The following is a 21,236-nucleotide window of genomic DNA, read 5'->3' on the forward strand; positions in this document are numbered from 1 at the left end:
TTTCTGCAGGCCCGGTGGATGGGCAAGCAGGCGTGGGCGGCGGATTCCTTTCCCGCCGCCCACTTTGCTTGAAGAATCCGCCGCGTCTCTCATAGGTTGCTCGATCCCATGGCCGAACCGGAATCGTCGCCCCCCGGACCCAGTCCGCTGGACGCGCTAGCTCACCGCTTCCGGCTCGGCCCCCGTTGGGGCCGGCGCCTGACGAGCTTGGTGTTGCTGCTAGCCGTTTCGGTGGCGTCTGGCTTCGTCATTTCCCCGGGTCTCTACAGCCAGCAGATCCCCGCCCTCTCTGAGGAAAACCTGGGCAAGCCCTTCCGGGCGAGCTCTCCGGCAGGCTTCAAGGCTGGGCGGGACTACGACATCGTCCACCAGTCGATGACCGAGCAGCGGCGCCTGGAGGCGCGCGGCGCGGTGCGGCCGGTGTACGACCTGAGCCCGGGCGTGGTGTCGGAGATCCGCGCCGGGGTGAGCGGGGCGTTCGCGGAGATGCGTCAGCGTCTGACGGCGAAGGCCTCGGACGAGGCGCCCGCGGCGGTGGATGGGGCCAAGGCGCGCAAGCCGACGCCGCAGGAGGAGCGCGAGCGCCAGCGCCGCGAGCTGGAAGCGCTGCGGGAGGACTTCCAGGTGCTCCTGTTCGGGCGCAGGGACGCGGCGCTCGATTCCGAGGACTTCCAGGCGTTGTACACGGCGCGCTTCTCCGAGGCGGTGGAGGCGGCCACGCTGGCGCTGGTGGAGCGAGCGTACGGCTTCTCCGAGCCCGCGCCGGTCTACATCGCGAACTCGCGCGAGGAGCTGTCTCGGGAGGGTCCACAGGGCATCACCGTGCGGGACTTGCGACACAGCGGTGAGCAGACGCTGCCCGGCACGGCGCCCACGGTGGTGGACGTGCGCGAGGCGCACACGGAGCTGGATCGCTTCGCCTCCATTCCGGGCAACCTGCTGCCGGACGCGCCGGGTGTGCAGCGGCGGGCGGTGCTGCGGCTGTCCAAGCGACTGGTGCGGCCCAACCTCACCATCAACCTGGCGGAGACGGACGCGCGGCGGCGCCAGGCGGCGATGGCGGTGAAGGACGCCGTCATCTCCATCAAGAAGGGTCAGCGGGTCATCGGGGATGGCGAGCTGGTCAACGAGTCGCACCTGGTGACCATCCGAGGCATGCGCGCCCAGACGGACCGGTTGGATCTGGTGCAGCTGCAGGTGGGTGGCACGGGGCTGGTGGTGCTGCTCATCTCGGCCACGTACGTCTTCTGCCGGGCGGCCTTCCGGCGCTTCCGTCCCACGCGGAAGGACGGGCTGCTGCTGGGCCTGCTGCTCGTGATGATGCTGGGGCTGCTGCAGCTGTGGGTGTCCATCGCGGACGCGGTGCAGGACCGGTACACGGTGTTGCCGCTGGAGGCCTTCTACTACGCGTTCCCGGTGGCGGCCGGCGCGATGCTGGTGCGCTTCGTCCTGTCGGAGGATCTCGCGCTCTTCTTCGCGGTGGTGCTGGCGTGCCTCTGCGGGGTGATGTTGGGCAACTCGCTGTCCTTCGGCATTTACGCCCTGGTGGGGGCGCTGGTGGCGGCCGACCGCATCACCCGAGCCAAGGATCGCGTGGGCATCTTCCGGGCGGGCCTGGCCACCGGTGCGGTCAACCTGTTGGCAGTGCTCTGTCTCTTCCTCGCGGAGGGCAAGGGGCTCACCAGCGACACGCTTGTCACGGCCCTGTTCGCCTTCGCGGGTACCTCGCTGGCGGTGCCGGTGATGGTGATGGCGCTCACGCCGCTCATCGAGTCCGTCTTCGGCTACGCGTCGGACCTGAAGCTGCTGGAGCTGGCCAACCTCAACCACCCGGCGCTCAAGGAGCTCATCGTCCAGGCCCCGGGCACCTACCACCACTCCATCATCATCGGGACGCTGGTGGAGAACGCGGCGGAGGCCATTGGCGCCAATCCGCTGCTGGCGCGCTCGTGTGCGTACTACCACGACATCGGCAAGGGCCGGAATCCGCTCTACTTCGGCGAGAACCAGAAGGGCGAGAACAAGCACGACGGTCTCGCCCCGGCGATGAGCGCTGTCATCATCAAGCGCCACGTCACCGAGGGGCTGGAGATGGCGCGCCAGTACCGGCTGCCCAAGCTGGTGGCGGATGCCATTCCTCAGCACCATGGCACGCGCCTGGTGGGCTACTTCTTCCACAAGGCCGTCAAGGATCAGGAGGGCAAGGAGGGCGCCCAGCCCATCGACGAGAGCATCTACCGCTACCCGGGTCCCAAGCCGCAGTTCCGCGAGGCGGCGCTGGTGATGATCGCCGACGCGGTGGAGGCCTCGACGCGGGCCCTGCCCGAGCCCACGACGCCCCGGCTGCAGGCCCAGGTGCAGAAGATGATCAACCTCATCTTCTCCGAGGGGCAGCTGGACGAGTGTGACCTGACGCTCAGGGACCTGAATCTCATCGCGCAGTCCTTCCTGCACACGCTGGAGGGCATCTACCATGCGCGTCCCGAGTACCCGGCGGGAGCGCTGCAGGCGGGCCCGAAGGGGCCGGCGTTGACGGTGGCGGCGGGGACGAAGCAGGACGGCAAGGCGCGGCCGGCGGGGACAGGCACCTGAGGCGCGCGGCCGGAGGAGGCCGAACGTGGTGAAGCTGCGCAAGGGGAAGATCATCCCCCGCGAGGATGGGAAGCGCATTGAGGAGTTCGTGGGCGCGGCGACAACGGGCACCGACTCCTTGTCGGTGGCGCGGATGTTGGCGCCACCGGGCTGGTCCGCGCCGGCGCGGACGGCCCAGTTCGATGAGGTGGTCATCGTCCTCAAGGGCGAGCTGACGCTGGTGGTGGAGGGGCGGCGCCAGCTGATCAGCGAAGGGGAGCTGGGGCTGGTGCCGAGGAGCCGCCGGGTGGTGTACCGCAACGACGGGCAGGGCGCGTGTGACTACTACTCGGTCTGCGCGCCGGCCTTCCGGGTGGAGCTGGCGCACATCGAGGAGGAGACGAAGGCGCCCGCGGACAACCGGGTGACGGTGCAGGTGGCGCATCCGCAGGGCAAGCGCTTTTCCAAGCAGGTGACGGAGCTGGCGGAGACATTCCTGCGCAAGCTGGAGCTCACCGGGTGCGAGCTGTCCATCTCCCTGGTGGGAGACCATGCCATCCGCCGGCTCAACCGCACGTGGCGGAAGAAGGACAAGGCCACGGACGTGCTGAGCTTTCCGGCGGGGGACCTGCCCAAGGGCACGCCCGGGCCGAGGCAGCTCGGGGACGTGGTCATCTCCCTGGACACGGCGAAGCTCCAGGCCAAGGAGTACGAGCGCACGCTGGAGTCAGAGGTGGCGCGCTACCTGGCGCACGGGCTGCTGCACCTGCTCGGGTACGACCACGAGCGCCCCAAGGACGCGCAGAAGATGGCGCGTGCCGAGGAGCGACTCCTGGGCGAGAGCGGGATGGTGGGCGATGCCGTGGCCCCCAGAGCCCGCAAGCTCATGACCTGATCAGCGCGGCTTCCACTCCATGGGGAGCACCACCGGCCCACGCGCGGTGGGCGCGAGGTTCCACTGGATCTGCTCCTGGCGCAGGAAGATGCCGGAGCTGCGTGACAGCAGGACCTCCAGCGCCACCCGGGCCTCCAGCCGCGCCAGGGGCGCGCCCAGGCAGAAGTGGATGCCGTGGCCGAAGGCCATGTTTCCCTGGTTGGTGCGCTCGAGCGAGAACTCGTCCCCATTGGGGCAGAAGCTCTCATCACGCTGCGCCGAGGCGAGCAGGACGAGCACGGGCGTCCCCGGAGGCAGCTTGACGCCCGACAACTCCACCTCGCTCGTGGTCACCCGCAGCGTCGAGTGCACGGGCGGCTCGCAGCGCAGCACCTCCTCGATGAAGCGGGGAATGAGGGCCGGCTCCGCACGCAGCCGCGCCTGCACGTCCGGCTTCCGGGCGAGCATGATCGCGCAGTGGCTGAGCATGTGGACGGTCGTCTCCAGGCCCGCCAGGAGCAGCAGGTAGAAGAAGCCCATCAACTCCGATTCGGAGAGCGACTGCCCATCCACCTGCGCCCGCAGGAGCTCGCTCACCATGTCGTCGCCGGGCTGACGGCGGCGACTCTCCACCACCTCGTGGAAGTAGCGATCCATCTCCGCCAGGGTGTTTCGCATCCGGTCGTGGAGCTCCACGGCGTCCGGAGGAAGCGTAGCGGCGGTGATGATGATGTCCGCCCACTGCTTGAAGCGCGCTCGCAGCGAGACATCCAGTCCCAGCAGCTCCCCAATGACGTTCGCGGGAAGGGGCAGGGCGAAGGTCTCCACGAAGTCGAGGGTGTTGCCGCTCACCACCTTCGACGCGAGCTCCTCGACAACGGTGCGAACGAACGGCTCCAGGCGCGCCACGGCCGCGGGCGTGAAGGCGCGATTGACGAGGGCTCGCAGGCGGGTGTGTCGGGGCGGGTCAATGGCGATGAGCGAGTCGGACACCGGGTTGGTCCGCCCCAGCCAGGGTGGCTCCGTGGCCGCCATGATTCCACGCGACGAGAACAGCTGCGGATTCTTCATCACGTAGAGTGCGTCCTCGTAGCGGCTGATGGCCCACATCCCTACGGGATCCACCAGGCTCACGGGGGCTTCTCGGCGAAGCCGGGCGTAGACGGGGTAGGGGTCCGCGCGGAAATCGGGCGCGAGGATGTTGACGCGGCTGCTCATGGGGTGGGGGTCTCCTGATTGGGTGGGCGGCAATATACGACGAGAGTGTACGAAGGGCTGTCACGGGGTGCCCGAGACCTGAGAAGAGAGGGACGCGGGTGGTCGCTCTCTAGATTCTTAGCGGGCAAGCAACATAGGATTACCACCTGTACAGTCATCAGGGGGGCGGCCTGTGTCCCAGGCGCGGGAGCACCGGTTCCTCCTCTCCCAGGCTGGAAAGCGCGAATGAACCCGGACCTCTTCACATCCACGCTGACCCTGACTCGCGAAGGTCTTGAGAAGAGCCTGACGCAGCTGATGCCGCCCTGCGCCTATCGGGACTTCTGTTCCGGAATGCTCTCGGCGGAGGCTCCCCTCCGCGACCGGTGGTTGGAGTTGATGGGCATCCCGCAGATGATCCGCCTCTTCCTGTACCTCACGAAGGACGTGGCGCGGGAGCAAGATTGGCCCCGGCTCATCGAGTGCTCCGTCCCCGTGAACATCTACCAGATGTACGAGGTGATCTCGGACAACCTGGCCATCGGCCTGGCCCAACCTTCAGAGACGGACTCAAGCTACGACGCGCGTCGGCAGGTGCTGCTGGCATTCAATGACGTCATGGTGCAGCGCCTCGAGGGCCGGGCGACTCCGACCAGCCAACTGCTGGAGCCCGTTCAAGCGCACGCGGAGCGCATCTCCAGCTTCGAGCAGAGCCTCAGCCCCAAGAAGCATCGGGAGTTCGCCCAGCGTTACCTCGAGCGGCATCCCGAGGTCTCGTCACACGCCTTGGAACACGCGCTCTGGCCGTGCCTGATCGCCAACATCGACGCGTGTGTGGCGCTGGAGCGCCTGAGCGCGGGAACCCCCATTGGGCCCATGGTGCGGCGGGGATTGATCAGCCGCTACGCGGGCGTCAATGCGCTGTTGAGAGAGCCGGACATGTCGTTCGACCGGCGGATGCGCATCGGCGTGGACACCATCTTGGTGGTTCCCATGACGGCCTGGTACGTCGGCATCCTGGCGCAGCTGCACCAGGAGAAGGGCTTCCAGGCGTTGGTCGATGACGGCACCTTGGCGGCGGTGCTCGACGACTCCGCTCTGCTGTTGCGGCTGCTCAACGATCTGGGCACTGCCGTCGTCACGCAGACGGATCAGGAGCGCAAGGAGCTGTTGAAGCCCCTGCGGAAGGAGGCCATGCGGGACGCCTCCCAGTCCTTGAGCCGTGTGCTGCTCGGGACCTGCCAGACGAACCAGTCGCTGAGCCGGGTCTACAAGGACGTCCAGCATGGCGAGTTCAACGTCTGCCTCCATGGGCTGATGGACAGCCCCGCCGTCCAATCATTGGAAATCTTCGAATCTCGGCTGTCCGACGCGGCCCGGCTCTACACCTCGCACCGCAAGCGTTGGGAAGCCAACTTGCTCGGCTTGCGAGCGCGCCTGTCGCACCCCGCCATCAGCCACGTCATTCAGCAATTCGTGGTCTTCCATGAGAAGCTGTATGCGCACAGCTTCAGCGAGCAACGCGGTGAGTACGCGGTCTGAGCCCCGGCGCGCATGCGCCCGCTCCGTCTCAACCTTCTTTCGGTGAATTCAGCATGTCTTCCATGTCGCAAAACGACCTCCGCAAACTCGCCATCAAGCTGTTCATGACCTATCAGGTCAACTCGCTGCCCGCGCTGGCGCCGCTCGTCTACATGATGGGCCTGGTGACGGGTCTCGAGACTGAGCAGACGCTGATCACCGCGGCCTACGTGCTGCCCGTGACCATTCCCACGATGGCCGCGGTGGTGCCCTTCCTCTTCATCTACTGGTCGCTGCGCGATGCCTTCACGGACCGCGCGGGAGACACGCCGGAGCGGAAGCTGGAGCGCATCCTCAAGATTCCCAGGCGCATTGAGCTCCGCATGGTGGGGCTCTCCGTGTTCGGCACGCTCATCTACGCGGCCTTCCCTGCCTTCTACTTCGGCAAGAGCCTCTGGATCGTTCCGTGGGCCTCGGGGCTCTCGGTGCTGCAGTTCATGCTGCTGTGGATCAACATCCGGCTGTCGCTGGAGCAGATCATCGCGCCCTATGCAGTGGCGCAGTTCCGGCAGCTGAGCTCGTACAGCCTGCAGGGCAGCGGCATGTACTGGACCCGGCAGAAGTGGTACCTGCCCTATGCCTTCGGGCTCTACGTCATCTGCACGCTCACGCTGATGGCGAGCGTGGCGGGCAAGCTGTCGTACAGCACCTTCGAGGCCTTCTTCGCCCAGCTTCATGCCCAGTCGCTCACCGAGTTCGAGACGGCCCTGCGCAGCACGCTGTCGACGCTCGTCAACGACCTGGTGGTCCCCATGTCGCTGCTCGGCCTCTACCTGCTCATCACCGCCGCCGTCTGCGCGTGGCGGCTGGCCAGCTACCAGAGCAACGGCGCGCTCGCCGTGCAGAAGGCCATCGAGGCGCTGGCGTCCGGTTCTCCCAAGCTGCCGGAGTGGGTGAGCACGGATGAGATCGGCGACCTGTCCCTGGCCACCGCCAAGGTGTTCGTCCACCTGCAGCGCTTCGCGCTCTCGCTGGGTGGCTCCGCCAACTCCCTGATGGAGTCGGCCCAGTCGCTGGGCGTGTCGACCATCGAGCAGAATGAGATGCTCAGCCGCCAGGCCACCGCGCTGCAGGAAACGCAGGTGACCACCCAGGAAATCAAGCAGACGTCCGAGCTGGCCTCTCAGAAGGCAGAGGGCGTGCTGGCCCAGACGGATCGGGCGGAGAGCATCAGCCGCGGGGCGGAGCAGTCCATCGGGAAGACCGTGGGCAGCCTGGAGGCCATCCGCGAGCAGGTGATGGAGATGGCCAACCACATCAATCAGCTGGGTGGAAAGACCCGGCAGATCGCCAACATCACCGCCACGGTGAAGAACCTGGCGGACCAGTCCAACATGCTCGCGCTCAACGCCGCCATCGAAGCGGTGCGTTCGGGTGAGCATGGAAAGGGCTTTGGCGTGGTGGCTCGTGAAATCCGTGCCCTGGCCGACCAGTCCATCCGCGCCACCAACAACGTGCGGCAGATCCTCGAGGACATCTCCGACGCCATCAACACGGCGGTGGTCATCACCGAGCGTGGGTCGGCCCGGGTGGACGAGGGTCTGCACCAGGTCCGCGAGTTCGGAGACAGCATCCGTCAGCTCTCCAGCATCGTGAACGAGAACGGCAACGCCGTGCGGCAGATCTCCGCCGCGGTGGCGCAGCAGAACGTCGGCATCGGCGAGATCTTCAAGGCCGTGGTGGACATGTCGGCCATGATGAACCAGAGCGTGGAGCGGCTGAGGGCGTCTGACAGTGCCGTGACCCAGGTGCGCACCGTGGTCCAACAGGTGTCGCAGTTCGTCGGCAGCTATGACTGGAGAGAGCTGGGCACGACCTCGACCCAGCAGCCTCCGCCGCAGCGGTAAGTCGCTGAGGCCCCCACCGGCACCCTCGGCGCCGTGTTCGTCGTACCCCCGCCCGCTCCCCTGCCAGGTACACTCGGGGTTGAGTCGGGCGGCACGCATGATAGGTAGGTCCGCCCTCATTTGTTGGGACGGACAATGCCTCGTCTTGCTCCAGTGATGACCTGCCTGCTCGGCCTGCTGTTGTTGGCCGCCACCCCGGCGCGCGCCCAGAACATGCCCCCCTGGGGGACGGGCGAGAGCCGGGGCGAGGACCTGATCATCTACCTGGTCACCTTCGGACCTGGGGACGATGTGGCGTCGTGGTGGGGACATGGCTCGCTGGTGGTGGAGGACCAGCGGCTGCGGCAGTCGCGCCTCTACAACTATGGGATGTTCTCCTTCGACGAGCGCATGCTGGCGCGCTACGCGATGGGGCGGCTCGAGTTCTGGGTGGACGACACGAGCGCCTCGGGGACGTTCCGCTTCTACCGCTCACAGAACCGAGACGTGCGGCTGCAGGAGCTCGCGCTGACGCCCGCGCAGCGGGTGGAACTGGGGCGGTTGCTGGCGGAGAACGTGCTGCCGGAGAACCGCAACTACGTGTACCACCACTACAACGACAACTGCGTGACGCGGTTGCGTGATGGCATCGACAAGGTGCTGGGTGGGCAGCTGCACCAGTCGATGGACGTTCCGGGACGGATGACGCTGCGCGACCACACGCGCCGCTACACGGACGTCGGCCCGCCGATGAGCCTGCTGCTCGATTTCCTGATGAACGACGAGATCGACAAGCCCGTCACCCGTTGGCAGGAGGCGTTCCTCCCGGATGAGCTGGAGCGGCGGGTCGCGGAGATGCAGGTGGTGGGGGATGACGGGCAGAAGCGCCCGCTGGTGGCGAAGACCTTGAACCTCTACACGGCGCAGGGCCGTCCCGCGCTCCCCGAGCAGCCCCCGAAGTATGGGCCCGTGCTGCTGCTGCTGGGCGTCGCGTTCGGAGGTGGTGCGGTGGGGCTGGCGCTCTGGGGCCGGCGGAGCGGAGGGCGCGCTCCTCGCATCCTGCTCGGCCTGCAGAACGTGCTGGTGGGGCTGGTGTTTGGAATTCCGGGCTTCGCTCTGTTCATCATGTGGCTGTTCACGGACCACACGGTGACGTACCGCAACGAGAACCTCTTCCTGGCCAACCCCCTCACCGTGCTGGCGCTGCCGCTGGGCTTCCAGTTGATGTTCGGCTCGGAGAAGGCCCGGGAGCGGATGCGGCTCCTATGGCGGGTGCTGGCCGGGTTGGGAGTGCTGGGGCTCGTGCTCAAGGTGCTGCCCCCGTTCGATCAGGACAACTGGCGCCTCATCGCGCTCATCCTGCCCATCTCTCTGGGGATGGCGGGGGCGCTGACGCTGGCGCGGGTCCGGGTTCCGGTGGCGGATCGCACCGCGGAGCCACTCGCTCCTTCCCTGAAGGCTTCTGGCAGCTAAAGATTCGGCAATCGCGCGCGGGTACTCCTCGCACGCACACTGAGGAAACACATGGCGAACGACTCGATGGAGAAAATCGGCGGGCTTCGCGAGCGTCTGATGGCGCTCAGGGGGCATCTTTGACCTCGACCGCAAGCGGTCACGTATCGCGCTGATCGAACGGGAGTCCACGCTCCCCAACTTCTGGGACGACAACACCAAGGCGCAGGCGATGCTCAAGGAGAAGTCCACGCTGGAGTCGAGCGTGAACTCCTTCGAGAAGACGCTGCGCGGCCTGGACGACGCGCAGGTGCTCTTCGAGCTGGCGGCCGAGGCCAACGACGAGGCCAGCGCGAAGGAGGCCGAGGACTCCCTCTCCTCGCTCGAGACGGAGGTCGCCAAGCTGGAGCTGGCGCGGATGCTCTCCGGCGAGCAGGACCGGTCCAACTGCTTCATGGACATCAACGCGGGCGCGGGCGGCACGGACTCCATGGACTGGGCCGCCATGCTCATGCGCATGTACACGCGCTACTGCGAGAGCAAGGGCTGGAAGGTGGAGATCAACGACTCGGTGCCGGGTGAAGAGGCGGGCTTCAAGAACGTCTCGCTGCGCATCGAGGGCGAGTTCGCCTACGGCTACCTCAAGGCCGAGGTGGGCGTGCACCGGCTGGTGCGCATCAGCCCCTTCGATGCCAACGCACGCCGGCAGACGGCCTTTGCCTCGGTGGACGTCTACCCGGAAGTCGACGACTCCATCCAGATCGACATCCCGGAGAAGGACTACGAGCTGAAGTTCATCCGCGGCGGTGGCGCGGGCGGCCAGAAGGTCAACAAGACCTCCTCGACGGCACAGCTGCGCCACCTGCCCACGGGCATCCTCATCACCTGCCAGACGGAGCGCTCGCAGTCGGCCAACAAGGACATGGCCTTCAAGATCCTCCGCGCCCGCCTCTACGAAATCGAGCTGAAGAAGCGCGAGGCCGAGCAGGCCGCCGCCGAGGCGCAGAAGAAGGACATCTCCTTCGGCTCGCAGATCCGCTCCTACGTGCTCGCGCCCTACCGCATGGTGAAGGACCTGCGCACCGGCGTGGAGACGGGCAACGTGGACGCGGTGCTGGACGGTGAGCTGGAGGAGTTCGTCACCGCCCAGTTGATGGGCGTGAAGAACCCCAACCGCAACGTCCCCGAGTAGCCCAGGAAGCAGGCGGGAACCTTTCCGCGACCTCGTTGTCCAAGGTCGCGGAACAGGGGAGCGCGGGGTGGGGTAGGATGGATGCGCGCGGTGTAGGCCGCGTGGGAGGTCACCGGTGCCATCGAGCGGGGTGCTCGGCGTGGATGTGGAGGGGACGCCGGTGACGGGCGAGTCCGATGACGCCTCACGCGAGGAGCGCCTGTTGCTGGCGCGCTTGCGGCGCGGCGACCCGGAGGCCTTCGAGGCGCTGGTGCGGGCGCACCAGGACCGGCTCTACGACTTCTGTGTGCGGATGCTGGGGGATCGCGAGGAGGCGAACGATCTGGTGCAGGACATCTTCGTGAGCGCCCACCAGCACCTCGCGAAGTTCCGGGAGGACTCCCGGCTGTCCACGTGGTTGTTCCGCATTGGGAAGAACCACTGCATCAACCGGCTGAAGTACCTGAAGCGGCGGGGGAGGGGACGGTCGGAGGAGTACGGCGAGCAGAACGAGGGGGCGCTGGCGGAGCTGTTGGGCTCGTCGCCGGGGCCGGATGCGGCGTTGGAGTCGGCGCGGGAGCAGGCCCGGGTGCAGTGGGCCATCTCCCAGCTGGACCCCGAGCCACGCATGCTGGTGGCACTGAGGGACATTGAAGGGCTTTCGTACGAGGAGATCGTCGACATCACCGAGCTACCGTTGGGAACCGTGAAGAGTCGGCTCCACCGGGCGCGGGAAAAGCTGGCGGATCTCCTGGGACGGCTTGAGGAATGAACGGCTTTCAGCGGAGACTCCGGGACATGCCAGCGCAGCTCAGCCACCGCGAGACCAGGGCCCTCTTCATCGCCCTCGCCGACGAGGAGCTCCCCGCCGACAAGGCGAAGGAGGTCCGCTCGCACCTGGACGGGTGCGGCGAGTGCCAGCAGGGCTGGCAGCACTACTCGAGCACCGTGCTGCGGCTGCGCCAGGTGGAGAAGCACAAGGCTCCGCCCGCGCTGGCCTCCAGGGTGATGACGCGGGTGAAGCGGCAGCGCCGCTTCGGGCTGAAGCGGCTGCACCTGATGCACGCGCAATACCGGCTGCCGGTGGAGATCCTCATTCCGCTGCTGATTGCGGCGGCGGTGGGGGCCTTCCTCGTCATGTCCGCGCCCTGAAGGGAACATATCCCGCGTCCATTCGTTGCGTCCCGGGGTGCGCTTGGCTACGGTGCCGCGCCCTTACGGGATGCCCATGGCTGACACTCCAGAGAACAAGACCAACGCGGAAGCGGACCTCGGGTCCAAGGAACAGGAGATCTACGACCAGCGCCTCGACAAGGCGCGCAAATGGCGAGACTCCGGTTTCAACCCGTACGGCAACGGCTACCGTCCCCAGCACCTGGCTGCGGACATCCTCGCCCGCCACGGCAACCAGTCCATGGAGGAGCTCGAGAAGGCCGAGCCCACTGCCTATGACGTGGCTGGCCGCATCGTGGCCGTGCGCAGCTTCGGCAAGGCCGCCTTCGTCAAGCTGCGCGACCGTTCCGGGGAAATCCAGGCGCACCTGAAGAAGGACGCGCTCGGGGACGCCTATGAGCTCTTCAAGCTTACGGACATGGGTGACTTCGTCGCCGTGCAGGGCACGGTGTTCCGCTCGAAGACGGGCGAGCTGACCCTGGCGGCCACGAAGTTCGTGCCGCTCACCAAGTCCCTGCGGCCCCTGCCGGAGAAGTGGCACGGCCTCACGGACGTGGAGGTGCGCTACCGCCAGCGCTACCTGGACATGGTCTCCAACCCGGAGGTCAAGCAGACCTTCCTCAAGCGCAACAAGCTCATCCGCTACATCCGGGACTTCCTCGACGCGCGCGACTTCGTTGAGGTGGAGACCCCGATGATGCACCCGCTGGTCTCCGGCGCGGCGGCCCGTCCCTTCATCACGCACCACAACGCGCTGGACATCGATCTGTACATGCGGATCGCCCCGGAGCTGTACCTCAAGCGCCTGGTGGTGGGCGGCATTGAGCGCGTCTACGAGATCAACCGCAACTTCCGCAACGAGGGCATCAGCACTCGGCATAACCCCGAGTTCACGATGCTCGAGTTCTACCAGGCCTACGCGACGTTCGAGGACCTGATGGACCTCACCGAGGAGATGCTCTCGGGCGCGGCGAAGGCGGTGACGGGGGACACGAAGGTGACCTACCAGGGTCACGTGCTGGACTTCGGCAAGGGCTGGAAGCGTATCCCCATGACCGAGGCCATCCGTGAGGTTGTCCCCTCGCTCAGCGACAAGGACATGGCGGACGCGGACCGGCTGCGCCACGAGCTGCTCAAGACGACGCACGGGGAGGCCGAGCGTCGCGCCATCGAGACGATGCACCACGGGGAGCTGGTGGGTGCGCTCTTCGAGCACCACGTGGAGCAGAAGCTGGTGCACCCCACGTTCATCACGCACTACCCCACGGCCGTGAGCCCGCTGGCGCGCCGCAACGACCAGAACCCGGACATCACCGACCGCTTCGAGCTCTTCATCGCCGGCCGGGAGATCGGCAACGCCTTCTCCGAGCTCAACGATCCCATCGACCAGAAGGGACGCTTCCTCTCCCAGCTGGAGGCCAAGCAGCGAGGCCAGCAGGAGACGATGGATTACGACGAGGACTACATCCGCGCGCTCGAGCACGGCATGCCGCCCACGGCCGGCGAAGGCATCGGGATTGATCGCGTCGCGATGCTGTTCACGGATTCACCGTCGATTCGCGACGTCATTCTCTTCCCTCTCCTCAAGCCGCTTGCGAAGTAGGCAGGAAACCTCGTGAACGCCGAACGGCAGACCGTCTACCGCTGGAGCTTCATCTGGAGCGGCGCCTTCGTGGCGCTCGTTGGCGCCGTGCTGCTGGGCGTGGCCATCACCCGTTCGGATGCCTGGGAGCGGGTGGCGGGCGTGCTCGGCCTGTCCGTGCTGGGCTGGGGCGGGCTCGTGCAGACGCTCAACGCGCTGGCGCTGGTGCCGGTGCAGTCCGCCGTGCCCTCCTCGGTGGCCATTGTCGGCACCGAGTATCTCCTGGCCGGTGCGGCAGCCTGGCTGGTGGGCTGGGCGGTCATCGCCTCCGGCATCCGGCGGGCCCCGGCCTCGACCGAAGGGCCGAGCCCGGCCGCAGGGGCGACGTTGTACCCGCGGCTGGCGCAGTACCGGGACTTCTACTGGAGCACCCTGGGTGCCTACGGCGGCGGCATCCTGCTGTCGGAGCTGGTGCTCATCCTCCTGCAGACGTTCCTGGCCAGTGGAGGGAGCGGGGAGCGCGGCCTCGCGCCGACGATCGCCTTCGGCATCTCGCTGATCGTCTCGTCGCTGGTGGCCTTCGTGTGTGGCTTCGTCGGCGCCTCGCGCGCGCGGCGAGTGGCCATGCCCGAGGCCACCATTGGCGTCATCTACCTGGGCCTGCCCGTGCCCATCATGCTGACGCTCATCGAGCAGATCCCCGACCTCCAGGTGTCGCTGGGCTACCGGCTCCGCGAGGTGACGTACCTGGCGGACATGCTCGGCCGCCCGGTGGTGGGGTACTGGCTCGTGTTCTCGCTGCTGGTGCTCATGCTGGTGCTGGGCATCAACACCGGCTTCATCGCCGCGGGCAGCGGGCGCGTGGACCTGAAGCTCGGCTTCGAGCTCTTCGTCGCTCGGCGCCACGTGGGCGTGTTCCGCCCCTCGCTGCTGCTGGGCACGCTGGCGGTGCTGATGTTCGGCATCATCCCGCCCCTCATTGTCTACGGCATCATCCGCGCGGTGGAGGCGGCCGTGGAGCGCAGCCGTATCCGTGCTCTGGGCCTACAGGATCCACTCGCAGCCGCGTCCGCGCTCAACCGCCTCAAGCTGCGCGAGCAATCGCCCACCATGATGATGACGGCGCTCTCGGTGGGCGGCGTGGGCGTGGGCGTGATGGCGCTCATCATCGTCCTGTCGGTGATGAGCGGCTTCGAGGAGGATCTCCAGAAGAAGATCCTCGGAGCCCACTCGCACGTGGTGGTGTCGAAGTACGCAGGCCACCTGCCCGAGTACAAGCGGCTGATGGAGCAGATCGCCAAGGTGCCCGGGGTGGTGGGCCAGACGCCCTCCATCGACAACCCGGTGATGGTGCTCGCCGAGGACGAGGTGCAGGGCATCGTGCTCAAGGGCATCGACCCGGAGACGGTGGGCTCGGTGCTGGATCTGCGCAAGAACATGCTGCCGGGCGGCGAGCTGGATAACCTCGAGACGCCCCAGAAGATCGTCCCCCGGCGTGCGTTCGGGGGATTCGGCCAGCAGCCCTCCAACGAGCAGGAGGAGGAAGAGGAAGACCCCATCATCGGGAAGAGCACCAAGAGCGCCGAGGAGAAGGTACTGCCCGGCATCGTGCTCGGCCGCGAGCTGGCTGCCATCCTGCGGGTGGTGGTGGGAGACCGGGTGAATGTCATCTCTCCGCAGGGCGCCGAGCTGGGCCCCGCCGGCCTCATCCCCAAGAGCCGCGCCTTCCGCGTCGCGGGCATCTTCTACTCGGGCATGTACGAGTACGACGCCAAGTTCGCCTACATCCTGCTCTCCGAGGCGCAGAAGCTCTTTGGCGCCGATGGTCCCAGCGGCATCGAGCTGAAGGTGGCGGACGTGGATGATGCCCGGCGCATCGCCTCGGCGGCCTCGCGCGAGGTGGGGGGCTACCCCTACCGCGCTCGCGACTGGGGAGAGATCCACCGCAACATCTTCTCTGCCCTCCGGCTGGAGAAGCTGGTGATGGGCATCATCCTGTCCATCATCATCGTGGTGGCCGCCGGCCTCATCGTGGCCACCGTCATCATGCTCGTGCTGGAGAAGCGCAAGGAGATCGCCGTGCTCAAGGCACTGGGAGTCTCCGACGGCGGCATCGTGAAGATCTTCCTCGCCGAGGGTCTGCAGATTGGCGTGGCGGGGGGTCTGCTCGGGCTCTTGTCCGGTCTGACCTGGTGCTACTTCATCCTGAAGGTGGGCATCAAACTGGACCCGTCCGTCTATTACATCCCGAACCTGCCGGTGAAGATCGAGCCGCTGCAGACCGCGCTCTCGGTGGTCATCGCGGTTCTCGTCACCTACCTGGCGTCCATCTATCCCGCGCTCAAGGCGAGCAGCGTGGAGCCGGTGGAAGGCCTGAAGGCGGAGTGAGGACGATGGCACTGCTCTCCATCCGCAACGTCTTCAAGAGCTACTTCCTGCACGGCAAGCGCATCGACGTGCTGCGCGGCGTGTCCCTGGACATCGAGAAGGGCGAGCTGGTGAGCCTCATCGGTGCGTCCGGTGCGGGGAAGAGCACCTTCCTGCACGTGCTGGGCACGCTGGACACCCCGGCCGCCGGCGAGCTGCTCTTCGAGGGCCGGAGCGTCTTCGCGATGAACGACGCGGAGATCGCCGACTTCCGCAACCGGACCATCGGCTTCGTGTTCCAGAGCCACTACCTGCTGCCCGAGTTCACCGCGCTGGAGAACGTGGCCATGCCGGCGCTCATCCAGCGGCGGGACCGGACCGAGTCCTACGCCTACGCCCGCGAGCTGCTCGAGCGGGTGGGGCTGGGGAGTCGGGTGGAGCACCGGCCCGGGGAGCTGTCCGGCGGCGAGGCCCAGCGCGTGGCCCTGGCCCGGTCCTTGGTGCTCAAGCCGGCGGTGCTGCTCGCCGACGAGCCCACCGGCAACCTGGACCCGGCCACGGGTGAGGGCATCCACCAGCTCCTGCGCGAGGTGAACCGGGACCTGGGCATCACCGCCGTGGTGGTCACCCACAACGAGACCTTGGCCCGTTCCATGCCCCGACGGCTCAGGTTGGTGAGCGGCCAGGTGACCGAGGCATGACGTCCCCGGCCCCTTATCGCGCTTTCTCATTGAGCCCCGTTGAATTCCTCCCGTAGATTGCTCCGCCCTTTACCGGCCCGATTGCCTTGAGGCTCCCCGTTCTCTCGCTCAAGTTCCTTCTCCCGCTCCTCGTCGCCGTTTGGACGGTGATGCCTGGTCGCGCGCTCGCGCAGGCGGACGACAGGGGCACTCCGCCGGCCTCCGTGCCTCCCGCGGCGCTCCCTCCGGCTCCCGCCACGCCTGGCTCCGAAGCACCGGTCACCCCCGACCGTGAGGTGCGTGAGGGCGAGGTCGTCGAAATCCGCATTGAGGGCAACCGCCGCGTCGAGTCCGAGGCCGTGCGCCGCGCCCTCCGGACCCAGGTGGGCCAGGTCTTCGACGAGACGCGCACCGCCGAGGATCTCCGGGCCGTGTGGGCCCTCGGCTATTTCAGCGACGTCCAACTGCTGGTGCAGCGCCTGCCCACCGGCGGCATCATCTACGTGGTGCGGGTGCAGGAGCGCCCCTCCATCCGGACCGTGAAGCTCTCCGGCAACGAGGAGCTCAGCCAGGATGACCTCAAGGAGTCCATTGAGGTCCGGGCGCTCACCATCCTGGACATGGACGCGGTGCGCCGCACCCAGAAGAAGATCCAGGAGAAGTACGTCGACAAGGGCTACTTCCTCGCCGAGGTCAACCACAGGGTCGTCCCCGTGGAGGGGGGCCAGGTCGATGTGGTCTTCGACATCGACGAGAACTCCAAGGTGATGGTGAAGGACATCGCCTTCCTGGGCGCGGAGAAGGTTCCTGCCTCCAAGCTCAAGGACGTGATGCTCACCAAGGAGGGCGGCTACCTCTCCTTCATCACCGGCGAGGGCACCTACCGCGAGGAGGTGTTCCAGCGCGACCTGGCGGTCATCCAGGCCACCTACTACGACGAGGGCTTCATCAACGTCCGGGTGGACAAGCCCACCGTCTCGCTCTCCGCCGACAAGCGCTACATCTTCGTCACCATCCGCGTGACGGAAGGGGAGCGCTACGACATCGGGAAGATCGACTTCTCGGGAGACCTGGTGGTGCCCAAGGAGGAGCTGGCGAAGCTGATGACGTCCTCGACGGGCACGCACTTCAGCCGCACGCAGCTCGGCCAGGACATCCAGTCCATCACCGACGTCTACTACGACCGGGGCTACGCCTACGCCAACATCAACCCCGTCACGTCGATCAACGCGGATGCGAGGACGGTGGACCTGACCTTCGACGTGCAGCAGGGTCCTCAGGTCACCATCGAGCGCATTGAAGTCATCGGCAACACCAAGACGCGCGACAAGGTCATCCGCCGCGAGCTGCGCGTGTACGAGGGCGAGCTCTACAGTGGCACCGGCGTGCGCCGCAGCAAGGAGCGCGTGACGGCGCTCGGCTTCTTCGAGACGGTGGAAGTGACGCAGCGGCCGGGTAGCCGCGAGGACACCATCGTCGTCCAGGTGGAGGTGAAGGAGAAGGCCACCGGTACCTTCCAGGTGGGCCTCGGCTTCTCCAACGTGGAGAACTTCATCTTCACGGCCCAGGTGTCGCAGAACAACTTCCTGGGGTGGGGCCAGAGCGTGTCGGCCTCGGCGCAGATCTCCAGCCTGCGCTCGCTCGTCCAGCTGTCGTTCTTCGATCCCTACTTCCTGGACACCAACTACCTCCTGTCCGCGGACTTCTTCCGCGTGGAGGCGGACTACGACGACTTCATCCGTCGGTCGACGGGCGGAAACCTGTCGTTGGGCTACCAGGTGCTCGAGGACCTGCTCGTCAACGTGGGCTACTCGCAGGAGCACGTGGATGTGGAGGCCGCGCAGACCTATGGCGGCGTGCTGCTGGCCAACCGCTTCCTCAGTGGTGTGACGAGCTCGGTGCGCCTGTCCCTGACCTACGACAAGCGCAACAACCGTCTCTTCCCCTCCAAGGGCTTCATCCACTACGGCTCGGTCGAGTACGCGCCCAAGTTCCTCGGCGGCTCGATTCTCTTCACCCGGTACACCGCCTACTCGCGCCTGTACTTCCCGCTGCCGCTGGGCGCCGTCTTCAAGACGAACGCCACCGTGGGCTACATCCAGCCGTTGGACCCCAACCGCCCACTGCCCATCTCCGAGCTCTACTACGTGGGTGGTATCAACTCGGTGCGCGGCTACCAGCTGCGCACCATCAGCCCCTCGCTGCTGGCGCCCCGCTCGAGCGCGCCGGACGCTTCCATCGAGCGGCTCAACGTGGGCGGCAACAAGCAGCTCATCGTCAACCTGGAGCTGGAATTCCCCATCCTCGAGAAGGCCGGCATCCGCGGAGTGGTCTTCTATGATGCGGGCAATTCTTTTGCCTCCAACGAGCGCTTCTTCCAGGATCTCCAGGACGACGTGCCCCTGGGGCTCTTCCACTCGGTGGGCGTGGGCTTCCGCTGGTTCTCGCCGGTCGGCCCCTTGCGCTTCGAGTGGGGATTCCCGCTGACCCGGCGTGCGGAAGACCCGCCCTCCTTGTTCGAGTTTACGATCGGCAATTTCTTCTGATACGTCGTTCGCCCGCTCTCCCAGTGGCCATCTTCCCGGCCTTTGAACAGGGGAGTGGGACGGGACGTCGGAGTTTCAAACCTTCCCCGAGGAGCTGTCGCACATGTCGCTTCGAAGCAAACTGTCGGTTCTGGCCCTTGCCCTCTCGCTCGCCGTGCCGACCCTGGCCGCCGCCGCCGACCTGAAGATGGGTTACGTCGACTACCAGCGCGTCATGCTCGAGGTGGACGAAGGCAAGTCCGCCAAGGCCCGCCTCCAGAAGTGGCTGGAGGGGCGTCAGAAGGAGATCGACGCCGAGCAGGAGTCCCTGCGCAAGGAGAAGGAGACGCTGGATAAGCAGGCCAGCGCCATGAGTGAGGAGACGCGCATCCAGAAGGCCACGGACCTGCAGAAGAAGGTCTACGACCTGGCTCAGAAGTGGGAGAAGAGCCGCGGTGAGGCCGCCGAGCGCGAGCGCAAGGAGATGGAGCCCATCATCGCGAAGATCGACGATGTCATCCGCAACATCGCCGAGCGCGAGGGCCTGGCCATGGTCTTCGAGAAGCGTGACTCCGGTCTGGTGTACGCGCTCAACCAGTATGACCTGACCAACGAGGTCATCCGCACCTACAACAGCTCCAAGGGCAAGGCCAAGGACGCCCCGGTCGCCAAGGACGCTCCCAAGAAGTAGGCCTTTCCGTGCACGCACCCACCCCTCGCCGGCTCGGGGAGCTCGCCACCCATGTGGGGGGTGAGCTCGTCGGAGACGCCGGCCTCCTGATTTCAGGGCTCAATGGGCTCGCTGAGGCGACCCCGGGCGAGCTCTCCTTCTACGGCAATCCGCGCTACCGCCGGCAGTTCGAGGCCACCAAGGCCTCGGCCGTGCTGGTGGGGCTGGATGTCGCGCCCCGCGAGGGCGTGTCCCTGGTGCGTGTGGCCAATCCGCACCTGGCCTTCGCGAAGATCTCCAGTCTCTTCCACCCACGGCCCTCCTACGAGGCGGGCGTGCGGCCCGGGGCGCACGTGCACCCCGAGGCGCGCGTGCACCCGGAGGCCACGGTGATGGCGGGTGCCACGGTGGAGAAGAACGCCACCGTTGGGGCTCGCGCGGTGCTCTTCCCCGGTGTCTACGTGGGCGAGGAGGCGGGCATCGGCGAGGACAGCGTGCTGTACCCCAACGTCACCGTGCGCGAGCACTGCCAGGTGGGCGCGCGGGTCATCTTGCACGCCTCGTGCGTGGTGGGCGCGGACGGCTTCGGCTTCGCGTTCAACCCCGAGGGCGAGAATGGCCCGGAGCACTACAAGGTGCCCCAGGCCGGTATCGTCCGCATCGAGGATGACGTGGAGGTGGGGGCCTGCACCACCATTGACCGGGCGACGATTGGAGAAACGGTCATTGGCCGTGGGTCCAAGCTCGACAATCTGGTGCAGATCGCCCACAACGTGAAGGTGGGTCCGCTGACGCTCATCTGCGCGCAGGCGGGCGTGTCCGGCTCCGCGGAGCTGGGCACGGGCGTGGTTCTGGCGGGGCAGGTGGGCGTGGTGGGTCACATCCGCGTGGGAGACCTGGCCAAGGTCGGGGCCCAGTCGGGGGTGGCGCATGACGTGGAGGACGGACAGGTGGTGAGCGGCACCCCGGCCATGCCGCACCGTGAGTGGTTGCGCATGTCGGCGGCACTGGGGCAGATCAGTGATCTGCTCAAGGAAGTGCGTACCCTGCGGCGCAGGGTGGACATGCTCGAGAAGAAGGAGAAGGGCGGATGATGGACATCATGGACATCCAGGGACTGCTGCCGCACCGCTATCCATTCCTCCTGGTGGACCGGGTGGTGGAGATCGTCCCTGGCCAGAAGCTGGTGGCGTTCAAGAACGTCACCATGAACGAGCCCTTCTTCAATGGCCACTTCCCGGGGCATCCGGTGATGCCGGGAGTGCTCATCCTGGAGGCGCTGGCGCAGGCCACGGCCATTCTCGCCTACAAGACCGAGAACATGGACCCCACCCAGAAGGTCTCGTACCTGATGGGCGTGGACGGTGCGCGCTTCCGCAAGCCGGTGGTGCCGGGAGATCGGCTGCAGCTGAACGTCGAGGTCGTCCGCCACAAGGGCGCCATTTGGAAGACCAAGGGCACGGCCACGGTGGACGGTGTGAAGGTGGCCGAGGGTGAGTTCCTCGCCACCGTGGTGGACAAGGACAAGGACAAGGACGAGAGCGGCTCTACGGCCGAGGCGTCCTGA

The 21,236-nt window shown here is 66.8% G+C and carries 16 protein-coding genes; 15 read left to right on the top strand and 1 reads right to left on the bottom strand.

What is annotated here, in order from left to right:
- Positions 1-108: 108 nt before the first annotated feature.
- Positions 109-2,592: an HD family phosphohydrolase gene (locus tag F0U60_RS20965; protein WP_395822609.1), complete on the top strand. Its 2,484-nt coding sequence runs from the start codon at positions 109-111 to the stop codon at positions 2,590-2,592.
- Between the two features lie 28 nt (positions 2,593-2,620).
- Positions 2,621-3,466, top strand: coding sequence for an rRNA maturation RNase YbeY (gene ybeY, locus F0U60_RS20970; RefSeq protein ID WP_395825344.1), 846 nt, complete (start codon positions 2,621-2,623; stop codon positions 3,464-3,466).
- Here the strand turns inward: ybeY and F0U60_RS20975 are convergent, their stop codons facing one another.
- Complete coding sequence (locus tag F0U60_RS20975) at positions 3,467-4,663, bottom strand: cytochrome P450 (RefSeq protein WP_395822611.1); 1,197 nt, start codon at positions 4,661-4,663, stop codon at positions 3,467-3,469.
- Positions 4,664-4,888: 225 nt separating this feature from the next.
- Here F0U60_RS20975 and F0U60_RS20980 point away from each other — a divergent pair, with 225 nt between their 5' ends.
- From F0U60_RS20980 to fabZ, 13 genes are all read left to right on the top strand, one after another.
- Positions 4,889-6,184, top strand: a complete 1,296-nt coding sequence (locus tag F0U60_RS20980) for a hypothetical protein (protein WP_395822613.1) — start codon at positions 4,889-4,891, stop codon at positions 6,182-6,184.
- A 62-nt stretch (positions 6,185-6,246) separates the two neighbouring features.
- A complete protein-coding gene (locus F0U60_RS20985; protein ID WP_395822615.1) occupies positions 6,247-8,070 on the top strand; it encodes a methyl-accepting chemotaxis protein in 1,824 nt (607 codons plus the stop codon).
- 135 nt (positions 8,071-8,205) lie between these two features.
- Complete coding sequence (locus F0U60_RS20990) at positions 8,206-9,522, top strand: DUF4105 domain-containing protein (protein WP_395822617.1); 1,317 nt, start codon at positions 8,206-8,208, stop codon at positions 9,520-9,522.
- A gap of 51 nt (positions 9,523-9,573) precedes the next feature.
- A protein-coding gene (gene prfB / locus F0U60_RS20995; protein ID WP_395822619.1) for a peptide chain release factor 2 occupies positions 9,574-10,693 on the top strand; the annotation gives its coding sequence in 2 pieces (ribosomal slippage) (positions 9,574-9,642 and positions 9,644-10,693; 1,119 coding nt in all).
- Positions 10,694-10,808: 115 nt separating this feature from the next.
- Positions 10,809-11,444, top strand: coding sequence for an RNA polymerase sigma factor (locus F0U60_RS21000; RefSeq protein ID WP_395822621.1), 636 nt, complete (start codon positions 10,809-10,811; stop codon positions 11,442-11,444).
- A 26-nt stretch (positions 11,445-11,470) separates the two neighbouring features.
- Positions 11,471-11,824 (top strand): anti-sigma factor family protein, encoded by a 354-nt coding sequence (locus tag F0U60_RS21005; RefSeq protein WP_395822623.1) that lies wholly within the window; start codon positions 11,471-11,473, stop codon positions 11,822-11,824.
- 76 nt (positions 11,825-11,900) lie between these two features.
- A complete protein-coding gene (lysS, locus tag F0U60_RS21010; RefSeq protein WP_395822625.1) occupies positions 11,901-13,448 on the top strand; it encodes a lysine--tRNA ligase in 1,548 nt (515 codons plus the stop codon).
- Positions 13,449-13,460: 12 nt separating this feature from the next.
- On the top strand, positions 13,461-15,815 hold the full coding sequence (locus F0U60_RS21015; protein ID WP_395822627.1) for an FtsX-like permease family protein: 2,355 nt from the start codon (positions 13,461-13,463) through the stop codon (positions 15,813-15,815).
- A 5-nt stretch (positions 15,816-15,820) separates the two neighbouring features.
- Complete coding sequence (locus F0U60_RS21020; RefSeq protein ID WP_395822629.1) at positions 15,821-16,495, top strand: ABC transporter ATP-binding protein; 675 nt, start codon at positions 15,821-15,823, stop codon at positions 16,493-16,495.
- Positions 16,496-16,644: 149 nt separating this feature from the next.
- Complete coding sequence (gene bamA / locus F0U60_RS21025; RefSeq protein WP_395825347.1) at positions 16,645-19,020, top strand: outer membrane protein assembly factor BamA; 2,376 nt, start codon at positions 16,645-16,647, stop codon at positions 19,018-19,020.
- 103 nt (positions 19,021-19,123) lie between these two features.
- Positions 19,124-19,690 (top strand): OmpH family outer membrane protein, encoded by a 567-nt coding sequence (locus tag F0U60_RS21030; RefSeq protein ID WP_395822631.1) that lies wholly within the window; start codon positions 19,124-19,126, stop codon positions 19,688-19,690.
- 8 nt (positions 19,691-19,698) lie between these two features.
- The gene (gene lpxD, locus F0U60_RS21035) at positions 19,699-20,763 is read left to right on the top strand and encodes a UDP-3-O-(3-hydroxymyristoyl)glucosamine N-acyltransferase (RefSeq protein ID WP_395822633.1); all 1,065 of its coding nucleotides are present in this window, start codon (positions 19,699-19,701) and stop codon (positions 20,761-20,763) included.
- On the top strand, positions 20,760-21,236 hold the full coding sequence (gene fabZ, locus F0U60_RS21040; RefSeq protein ID WP_395822635.1) for a 3-hydroxyacyl-ACP dehydratase FabZ: 477 nt from the start codon (positions 20,760-20,762) through the stop codon (positions 21,234-21,236). The genes lpxD and fabZ overlap by 4 nt, the downstream gene beginning before the upstream one ends.

This window comes from Archangium minus, assembly GCF_044360475.1.
Lineage (GTDB): Bacteria > Myxococcota > Myxococcia > Myxococcales > Myxococcaceae > Archangium > Archangium minus.